5 protein-coding genes and 1 pseudogene are annotated in these 4273 nt (G+C 70.7%); all 6 read right to left on the bottom strand.

Annotation, left to right across the window (positions count from 1 at the left end):
* The coding region (locus tag CCN56_RS31895) for a cupin domain-containing protein (protein ID WP_143664685.1) at positions 1 to 394 on the bottom strand (394 nt) is incomplete at its 3' end.
* A complete protein-coding gene (locus CCN56_RS31900) occupies positions 391 to 1251 on the bottom strand; it encodes a PmoA family protein (RefSeq protein ID WP_086831369.1) in 861 nt (286 codons plus the stop codon). The genes CCN56_RS31900 and CCN56_RS31895, both read right to left, overlap by 4 nt.
* Positions 1248 to 2294 (bottom strand): Gfo/Idh/MocA family protein, encoded by a 1047-nt coding sequence (locus CCN56_RS31905; protein WP_086831370.1) that lies wholly within the window; start codon positions 2292 to 2294, stop codon positions 1248 to 1250. The genes CCN56_RS31900 and CCN56_RS31905 overlap by 4 nt, the downstream gene beginning before the upstream one ends.
* Positions 2291 to 3331: an endo-1,4-beta-xylanase gene (locus CCN56_RS31910; RefSeq protein ID WP_086831371.1), complete on the bottom strand. Its 1041-nt coding sequence runs from the start codon at positions 3329 to 3331 to the stop codon at positions 2291 to 2293. The genes CCN56_RS31905 and CCN56_RS31910 overlap by 4 nt, the downstream gene beginning before the upstream one ends.
* A gap of 26 nt (positions 3332 to 3357) precedes the next feature.
* On the bottom strand, positions 3358 to 3885 hold the full coding sequence (locus tag CCN56_RS45100) for a glycoside hydrolase family 30 beta sandwich domain-containing protein (RefSeq protein WP_256962285.1): 528 nt from the start codon (positions 3883 to 3885) through the stop codon (positions 3358 to 3360).
* Positions 3886 to 3927: 42 nt separating this feature from the next.
* Positions 3928 to 4230, bottom strand: a pseudogene (locus CCN56_RS45105) (hypothetical protein); the annotation flags it as partial.
* Positions 4231 to 4273 lie beyond the last annotated feature (43 nt).

A 4273-nucleotide genomic window follows, 5' to 3' on the forward strand; every position in this document is an offset into this window, starting at 1 on the left:
GGCGGCGCGCCGCCGCCGCGCGGTCGCCGGTCAGATCGGCCGCCGCCCGGTAGGCCTCAGGATCGGCCAGCACGGGCGCGGGGAAGGTGAAGACGGCGTCGCCTGCCTCGGGGAGTCCGCTGTTCTGCATGAGCACCACGAGGCGCAGGCCGCCGGCGTTGACGAGACGGTGGATCGTGCCGGGGGTGAACCAGGCGACGTCGCCGGGGCGCAGCGGCGTGTCGGCGAAGCCGGAAGTGGTGAGGGTCTGGACGCTGCCCTCGCCGTCGATGACGACGTACGCCTCGGAGCAGACGAGGTGCATGTGGGGCGTGCCTCCGCACAGCCCGTCGGCGGCCTCCCAGTCGTACACGGTCAACCCGGAGATCCCGACACCGCCGGGGAGCGGGGTCACCACGGGTGTTCCTCCACGTGGCGGGCCAGGCGCGCGGGGGTCCACGCGCCGTCGGCCACGACGATCCGGTAGCGGCGCGACAGGGTGTCGCCCGGGGGCAGCGGCAGTTCCTTGTCGAATGCCAGGGACGGGTTGACGGCGGGGATGGGCTCGCTGCGGACGAACCAGTGGCAGGGGGCTTCCGGATCGTCGAGGAACAGCAGCGTGGAGGAGCGGTCGACCTCGTCGTGCGTGCCGATGAAGGCCAGCCGGTCGCCCTGCCCGCCCATCGCGGGGCCGATCACCTCGCCGCCGGTGAAGTCGCGCGGGCCGCGCCAGAAGAGGCCGGAGTATCCGGCGAGTTCTCTGCCCTGTGTGCCGGGGCTCCCGAACATCAGGGGGGTGTCGAGGACGTTGGTGAGCGCGGTGGTGACCTCCAGGGTCCAGGAGTCGGTCTCGACGTCGCGTGCGGTCAGCGTGCGGCGTTCGTCGATCCAGTGCTCCCCCGCCATCGTGTGCCAGGCGAGGTCCTCGGTGATGACGGCGCGGCCGTGGTCCGTTTCGGCGGACACGGCGAGGCTTCGCATCGTGCCGAGGTTCGGCAGGTCGACGTAGCCCCGGTCGCGCAGGTAGGTGCCGCCGCCCCAGAAGTTCTGGCCCGACACCCATGACGCCGTGAACTGGATGCCCTTGTGCCAGCGGTGGTCGTGCGGCCGGTATCCGGTGACCACGTCGCCGGCGAGCGTGCGCACCGGGTGCAGGTAGGGCTTCGGTGCCTCGAAGGGGTCCATGACCGGCCGGTGCACATAGCGGAAGAGGTCGACGTCGCGGGCCCGGACGGTCAGCGAGTCCTCGTTCTCGTGGAGTTCGAACGTCATCGGAACACCTCCGGGCGTCCCCCGTGGAGTGAGCCGTAGAAGGGGTCGGCCGCGTCGATCTCTCCCCGCCGGACCGGCAGGCCGGTGATCGCGGCCTTGTACAGGGCGGTGACGAGTTCCATGGTGGCTCTGCCGAGGTCGGGCCGGGTCCCCGTCTCGTAGCCGTCCAGGAAGGCCGCGAGCTGGGCGGTGTGCGAGCTGGGCAGGTCGTCCGGCGGCTCCCACTTCTCGCGGGGCGACCTGGCGGTGAACGTCCAGTCCGCGTTGGAGTAGCCGTACAGGTGCCGCAGCTCGACCGTGGCGTCGGTGAGGTCGAAGCGCAGGTAGCTCTCCTCGCGTGGGGAGAGGACGCTGTTGACGACCGTCGCGATGGCTCCGTTCTCGAACCGGACCAGGGCCGCGGACACGTCCTCGGTCTGGACGGCGCGGTCGAGGCGGCCGGCCATCGCGCGTACCTCGGTCCAGGGGCCGAGCACGTCGAGCATGAGGTCCATCTGGTGGATGCCGTGGCCCAGCGTCGGGCCGCCGCCCTCGCTCCGCCAGGTGCCGCGCCAGGGCACTTCGTAGTAGGAGTCGTCGCGGTACCAGGCCGTGACGCACTGCGCGACCAGCGGGCGCCCCAGGGTTCCGGCCGCGATCCGGTCGCGCAGGTACCGGGCCCCCGAGCCGTACCGGTGCTGGAACACCGCGCCCGCGACGGCGGTCCCTTCGGCGGCCTGGATCCGGTCGAGCTCGGCCAGCGACAGGGCCACCGGCTTCTCGCACCACACCCACGCGCCCGACTCCAGGCAGGTCACCGCCTGTTCGGCGTGCAGGAACGGCGGCGTGCACAGGTGCACGATGTCCGGGCGCTGTTCGTCGAGCATCGTGCGCAGGTCGGTGTGGACCGCGGGGATGCCGTGCTCGGCCGCGAACGCCTCGGCGCGCGCGATGTCCACGTCGACGGCCGCCACGATCTCGGCCCGGTGCGCCTGTGCCCGGAGGGCGGGGACGTGGCAGACGCCGGCGATCCCGCCCGTTCCGACGATCGCCGTCCTGATCATCCGCCGAGCACCTTCCTGATGGCGTGGTAGGCGGGCTTGGGCCGGAGGTTCTCGTCGTAGGGCAGTGCGGCGCCCTCCTCGGGGAAGACTCCGGGGATCCACGAGTACTTGTCCGTGTAGTCCCAGATGGTGACGCCGACGCACTTCTCGACCGCCAGGCAGGCCTTGACGTAGTCGGCGTACCAGGTGGCCTGGGTGGCGAGCTTCTCGGGGGTCGCCGGGAGCTGCATCCTGATGTCGAGCTCGGTGATCGCGACGTCGACCCCGAGGTCGGCGAAGCGCTGGATGTTCTCCTGGACGCCGGCGGGGAAGCCGTACTGGAGTGCCAGGTGGCCCTGGAGGCCGAAGCCCTCCACCGGGACGCCGTCGGCCTTCAGCTGCTTGATGAGCTTGTAGTAGGCGTCGCTCTTGGCGTTGACGCCGTCGACGTTGTAGTCGTTCAGGTACAGCTTGGCGTGCGGGTCGATCTCGTGGGCCCAGCGCAGGGCGTCGGCGATGTAGCCGGGGCCGAGCGTCTTGTAGAAGAGCGTCTCGCGGTAGGTGCCGTCCTCGTTGAAGGCCTCGTTGACGACGTCCCAGTGGATCACCCGGCCCTTGAAGTGCCGGACCTCCGTCTGGATGTGGTTCTTGAGGACGGCGCGCAGTTCGTCGGCGCTCCAGCTGCGCCCGGTGAGCCAGGCGGGGAGCTGGTTGTGCCAGACGAGGGTGTGGCCGCGGACCTTCTGGTGGTGGTCCTTGGCGAAGGCCATGACCTCTTCGGCGGCGGTGAAGTCGAAGACGCCGCGCCTGGGTTCCGTGGTCTCCCACTTCATGGCGTTGCCGGGGGTGGTCTGCCCGAACTCGCTGCCGAGGAGCTTCAGATAGGCGGCGTCGGTGAACTCGGGGTTGTCTGTGGCCGAGCCGAAGTACTTGTGGTGCTTCTCGGCCAGTTCGGCGAGCGTCCTGGGGCGGGGCTCGGCGGTCGCGGGCGCGGCGGCGAGGCCGGCCGCCAGGCAGACGGCGGCGGACAGGGCGATGAGATGCCGGGACACGGGCATGGGTGACTCCTCGGGTGCGTGACGGTTCAGTCGAGGACGATCGTGGTCAGCGCGCGCGGGGCGAGCGTGGCCGTGAGGGCCGTGCCGTGCGTGGAGACGACGTCGGCCGGGGTGATCGAGCGGGTCTCGTCGGTGACGTAGGCGTCGGGGTGCCGGTCGTGTCCGCCGCGGAGAGCGAAGTCGGCGGACTTCTGGGTGGTCGCGGTGTTGAGGATCTCGATGACGCGGCTGCCGTCGGTGTTGCGGAAGGCCGTGATGCGCAGTGCCGGGTCGGCGTCGGTGACCGGCACGCGGACGGCGCCGGGGCGGATGAACCGGCTGAAGGCGGCCAGTGCCCAGTACCGCTTGGACACCCGGTAGCCGTCGCCGGGGTTGGCGAGCTGGATGAGCCCCCGGGTCGCGCCGAGGGACGCGCCGGTCCAGTAGACGTAGGCGTTGGCGTTGCCGACGGTCAGGGTGTTCTGGATGTCGGCCGCGACGGTGAGACCGTCGTAGCCGCTGCCGTCGTCCCAGTTCTCGTTCCACGTGGCGCCGTCGGGCGACCACTCCGACATCCACACGTGCTTGTCGGTCGGCTGCGGGACCGAGGTCGGACCGCTGTAGCGGTGGCCGGTGACGGTCCGCACGGCCTTGTCGGCCGCGGGGTCCGCCTCGACGGCCTCGGTGTAGGCGACCTGGCGGTCCCAGCCCGCGGCGTCGCAGCAGACCACCCCGGTCTTCAGTCCGGAGGCGCGGACGGTCGGTCCGAGCACCTTGAGGAAGTCGACGGCCTGTTGGGGCGTGAAGCGCATCGAGGCGTAGGTCGCCGTCCAGTCGGGTTCGTTGGTGAACCCGAGGTCGGTGATGTCGATGCCTTCCCGTTCGTAGAACTTGGCGTACTGGACGAGGTAGTTCGCGTACGCCTGGCGCCAGGCGTACGCGAACTACCTCGTCCAGTACGCC

Source organism: Streptomyces sp. NRRL B-24572 (assembly GCF_002156145.1).
Lineage (GTDB): Bacteria > Actinomycetota > Actinomycetes > Streptomycetales > Streptomycetaceae > Streptomyces > Streptomyces vietnamensis.

Excerpts from the sequence above, each read along its gene's own strand:
- CCN56_RS31900 (WP_086831369.1), bottom strand. The coding sequence starts at position 1,251 with ATGACGTTCGAACTCCACGAGAACGAGGACTCGCTGACCGTCCGGGCC.
- CCN56_RS31905 (WP_086831370.1), bottom strand. The coding sequence starts at position 2,294 with ATGATCAGGACGGCGATCGTCGGAACGGGCGGGATCGCCGGCGTCTGC.
- CCN56_RS31910 (WP_086831371.1), bottom strand. The coding sequence starts at position 3,331 with ATGCCCGTGTCCCGGCATCTCATCGCCCTGTCCGCCGCCGTCTGCCTG.
- CCN56_RS45100 (WP_256962285.1), bottom strand. The coding sequence starts at position 3,885 with ATGTCGGAGTGGTCGCCCGACGGCGCCACGTGGAACGAGAACTGGGAC.